The 4,128-nt window shown below is 69.6% G+C and carries 6 protein-coding genes; 4 read left to right on the forward strand and 2 right to left on the reverse strand.

The window, feature by feature from the left end:
• Both J7024_RS36445 and sodB read left to right on the forward strand, forming a co-directional pair.
• Nucleotides 1-414 (forward strand): exodeoxyribonuclease VII large subunit (locus tag J7024_RS36445; RefSeq protein ID WP_327796280.1); only part of this gene is annotated, 414 nt, incomplete at its 5' end.
• A 233-nt stretch (nucleotides 415-647) separates the two neighbouring features.
• Nucleotides 648-1,226: a superoxide dismutase [Fe] gene (gene sodB, locus J7024_RS36450; RefSeq protein ID WP_011352986.1), complete on the forward strand. Its 579-nt coding sequence runs from the start codon at nucleotides 648-650 to the stop codon at nucleotides 1,224-1,226.
• Between the two features lie 110 nt (nucleotides 1,227-1,336).
• Here the strand turns inward: sodB and chrA are convergent, their stop codons facing one another.
• Nucleotides 1,337-2,548: a chromate efflux transporter gene (gene chrA, locus J7024_RS36455; protein WP_124827396.1), complete on the reverse strand. Its 1,212-nt coding sequence runs from the start codon at nucleotides 2,546-2,548 to the stop codon at nucleotides 1,337-1,339.
• A gap of 94 nt (nucleotides 2,549-2,642) precedes the next feature.
• Nucleotides 2,643-3,350, reverse strand: coding sequence for a Crp/Fnr family transcriptional regulator (locus J7024_RS36460; protein ID WP_124827395.1), 708 nt, complete (start codon nucleotides 3,348-3,350; stop codon nucleotides 2,643-2,645).
• A gap of 81 nt (nucleotides 3,351-3,431) precedes the next feature.
• On the opposite strand from J7024_RS36460, the gene J7024_RS36465 reads away from it, so the two are divergent.
• Together J7024_RS36465 and J7024_RS36470 are read left to right on the forward strand one after the other, a co-directional pair.
• The gene (locus J7024_RS36465) at nucleotides 3,432-3,956 is read left to right on the forward strand and encodes an Mpo1 family 2-hydroxy fatty acid dioxygenase (RefSeq protein WP_124827393.1); all 525 of its coding nucleotides are present in this window, start codon (nucleotides 3,432-3,434) and stop codon (nucleotides 3,954-3,956) included.
• The coding region (locus J7024_RS36470) for a 2-dehydropantoate 2-reductase N-terminal domain-containing protein (protein WP_327796281.1) at nucleotides 3,949-4,128 on the forward strand (180 nt) is incomplete at its 3' end. The genes J7024_RS36465 and J7024_RS36470, both read left to right, overlap by 8 nt.

Below are 4,128 nucleotides of genomic sequence, written 5' to 3' on the forward strand. Positions count from 1 at the left end.
GGGAGGAAGGTCGGGCGGGTGGCCGTGGGGCTCGGGTCGGGGGCATGGCGGGCGGTGGGGGACGCACGGGCGCGGTTCGCGCTGGCGCAACTGCGGTGGCAGCGCGCGCGGCCCGACCCGGCGCACGCGCGTCACGTGCTCGCGGGGCTGTCGCAACGTCTCGCGGTGGCGCTGCAGCGTCGTTACGAGCGCGATACCGCGCGGGTCTCGGCATGTGCGGCGCGGCTCGAGGTGCTGAGCCCGCAGCGCACGCTCGAGCGAGGCTATGCGGCGCTGATCGATGCCCAGACCGGCCGCGCGGTACGTGCGCCGGGCGCGTTGAAACCGCAGCGCCGCCTGACCGTGCATCTCGCCGAAGGCTCGGCCGACGTGTCGCTCGCCGACGTGCAGCCGCGACTCACCGACACGATCTGACGGCGACCGCGTAAGCGAAACGAAGGTCGCCCGCCGGGGTCGCCCGCCGCATCCGGTGCGGGAACGCATGCTGCGCGCGTCGTCTCGTCCTGCCGGACGAAGCGTCAACGCCGATTTTCCGCATACCGCGGATAAATGCCCGGTGAGTTTGCGGGGATATTCGGACTCGCCTACAATCGGACGCTCGGCAGCATTCAACACAGCCTCCCTACATACTCAACGAAGGAATCGCCATGGCTCATACGCTCCCGCCGCTCCCGTACGCTGAAGACGCACTCGCGCCGACCATCTCGCTCGAGACGATCCAGTACCACTACGGCAAGCACCACCAGGCTTATGTGACGAACCTGAATAATCTGATCCCGGGCACGGAATTCGAAAACCTGTCGCTGGAAGAGATCGTCAAGAAGTCGTCGGGCGGCATCTTCAACAACGCCGCGCAAATCTGGAACCACACGTTCTTCTGGAACAGCCTGTCGCCGAACGGCGGCGGCGCACCGACGGGCGCGCTGGGCGACGCGATCAACGCGAAGTGGGGTTCGTACGACGCGTTCAAGGAAGCGTTCACGAAGGCCGCAGTCGGCACGTTCGGTTCGGGCTGGGCATGGCTCGTGAAGAAGGCCGACGGTTCGCTCGACATCGTGTCGACGAGCAACGCCGCGACGCCGCTGACGACCGCCGACAAGGCGCTGCTGACGATCGACGTGTGGGAACACGCGTACTACATCGACTACCGCAACGCACGCCCGAAGTTCGTCGAAGCGTTCTGGAACATCGTGAACTGGGACTTCGCAGCGAAGAACTTCGCGTAAGCCCCGGCGTGTGCGCGCCATCGCGGCGCGCGACACTGCGAAAAAAGCCCTCGTGACGAGGGCTTTTTTTGTTTTTACCGGATGCCGATGAGTCCGCGGCATGCGGCGGATCACGCAATCATCCCCGACGCCCAGCCGAGCGCCGCACTCGCAATCACGACGGCCCACGGCGGCATGCGCCAGAACACGAGCGCGACGAACGCGACGAGCGCGGCAGCGAAATCGCGCGGCGACACGATCGTGTCGCTCCACACCGGGTGATAGAGCGCGGCGACCAGCAGCCCGACCACGGCCGCATTCACGCCTGCGAGCGCGGCCTGCATCCGCGTGCTGCGGCGCAGGCGTTCCCAGAACGGTGCGGTGCCCGCGACGAGCAGGAACGACGGCGCGAAGATCGACACGAGCGCGATCGCCCCGCCGAGCCAGCCGTTCGGGGCATCGCGCAGCGACGCGCCGAGGAACGCCGAGAAGGTGAAAAGCGGCCCCGGCACGGCTTGCGCGGCGCCGTAGCCGGCGAGGAAAGCCGAATCGCCGACCCAGCCCGGTGCGACCACGGCCGCCTGCAGCAGCGGCAGCACGACGTGGCCGCCACCGAACACCAGCGCGCCGGTGCGGAAGAACGCGTCGACGACCGCGAGCGCGTGCGAATCGAGTGCGCGAGCCGCGAACGGCAGCATGACGAGCAGTGCGGCGAACAGCACGAGCCACAGCACGCCCGCGCGATGCGACACATGCAGCGGCAACGGATCGTGCGCGCCGCGCTCGGGTTGCGGCAACAGCACGAGGCCGGCCGCGCCCGCCGCGACGATTACCGCGACCTGCAGCCAGGCGGCCGGCACGAGCAGCGCGATGCAGGCCGCGGCTGCCATCAGCGTGACGCGGCGCGCATCCGGGCACAGCGTGCGCGCCATGCCCCACACCGCCTGCGCGATCACCGCGACCGACACGATGCGCAGCCCGTGCAGCGCGCCGGCCGCGACCGGCATGCCCGTCGCGTGCACGCCGAGCGCGAACAGCATCATCAGCAGCGCCGACGGCAGCGTGAAGCCGAGCCATGCGGCGAACATCCCCGCATAGCCTGCGCGCGACAGCCCTATCGCCATTCCGACCTGGCTGCTGGCCGGTCCCGGCAGGAACTGGCACAGCCCGACGAGATCCGCGTAGGCGCGCTCGGTCAGCCAGCCGCGTCGCGTGACGAATGCGTCGCGGAAGTAGCCGAGATGCGCGACGGGGCCGCCGAACGACGTGAGGCCGAGCCGCAGGAATGCGACGAACACGGGCCACGCGTGGCGGGAAGGTGCGGAGGCGGTCGACGTGTTCACGGGCGGGGATGGGGGCGAGCAAGGGCGAACGAGCCGCCACGATAGCGCAACGGCGTGACGCCGGGAATGCGGCGTTGCGGCGATTGTGCGGGCGTCAGGCCGTGCCGTCGGGCAGCCCGCTCGCGCGGCGCAGCGCGTCGACGTCGACCAGTTCGATCTCGCCGACATGCAGCCGCACGATGCCGTCGGCCTGCAGCGCCTTCAGCAACTGGTTGGTGGTCTGCCGCGTCAGCGACAGCATCGACGCGAGCTTTTCCTGCGACAGCCGAATGCGCGTGCGGCCGGCACTGATCCCGCCGTAGCCGTTGGCGATCATCAGCAGTCGCGTGGCGAGACGCTGCGCGGCCGGCATCACGCTCATCGCCTCGACGGTCAGGAAGCTCAGCCGGAGCTTTTGCGCCATCAGCAGCGCGAATTGCCGCCAGTATTGCGGCGTCGTGTCGAGGATTCCGAGCAGGGTGGCCTGAGGAGTGTGCAGCAGCAGCGTGTCGTCGAGCGCGATCGCATCGTGCGTGCGGGGCTGGCCGTCGAACAGTGCGATCTCGCCGAACCACGTGACGGGCTCGGCGACCGTCAGCAGCGCCTCCTTGCCGTGCGAATCCACCGCGCCTATGGTGAGGGAACCGGTCAGTACCGCGTACAGCCCGCACGGCGGGTCGCCGCGCCGGAACAGCGCATGGCCGGCAGGCAGGCGCCGCAGCGCGGCGCGCTCGAGCAACTGCGCGCGCAATTCGGGCGGCAGCGCGGCAAACCACGGGTGCGCTTCGAGCTGCGGCAGGTAGGGGGCGAGCGACGAGGGCATGGGCACGCGATGTCGGATAGCTGACAGAGGTTCTCGGGCGTGACGCGCATCATAGCGCTCAATGATCGTTCAGGAGACACCATGAAGACGCTGGAAGACCACCTTTCCCAGTATGCGGCCTACCACCGCGACGCGCGCAACATCGCGACGCACCTGGTCGGCATTCCGATGATCGTGTTCGCAGTCGAGGTACTGCTGTCGCGGCCGGCGCTCGGGGTGCTGGCCGGCGTCGCGCTGTCGCCGGCGCTGCTGCTCGCCGTGGCGTTCGCGGTGTTCTACCTGCGCCTCGACCTGCGTTTCGGGGTCGTCATGGCCGCGCTGTTCGCGCTCGGGCTGTGGGCCGCGCAGACGCTCGCGTTGCTGCCGACCGCGCAATGGCTCGGCGTCGGCATCGGCGCGTTCGTGGTCGGCTGGATCGTGCAGTTCGTCGGGCACTGGTTCGAAGGGCGCAAGCCCGCGTTCGTCGACGACCTCGTCGGCCTGATGGTCGGGCCGCTGTTCGTCGTCGCCGAAGTCGCGTTCTTCGCGGGGCTGCGCAACGATGTGCGCCGCGAAGTCGAGCGGCGCTCGGGGCCCGTGCACGGCGGCGCGCACTCGCATGTCTGACGCGTCGGCTGCGTCGGTCTGCGTGTTCGGCGCGGGCGCGATCGGCTGCTACCTCGGCGGCCGGCTCGCGGCGACAGGCGCCGACGTGACGTTCGTCGGCCGTGCGCGGATCGCCGAGGCGATTCGCGCGCAGGGGCTGACCCTGACCGACCAGCGCGGCTATCGCGCGCAG

Origin of the sequence: Burkholderia sp. WTPI3 (assembly GCF_021483755.1) — a bacterium.
Taxonomy (GTDB): Bacteria; Pseudomonadota; Gammaproteobacteria; order Burkholderiales; family Burkholderiaceae; genus Burkholderia.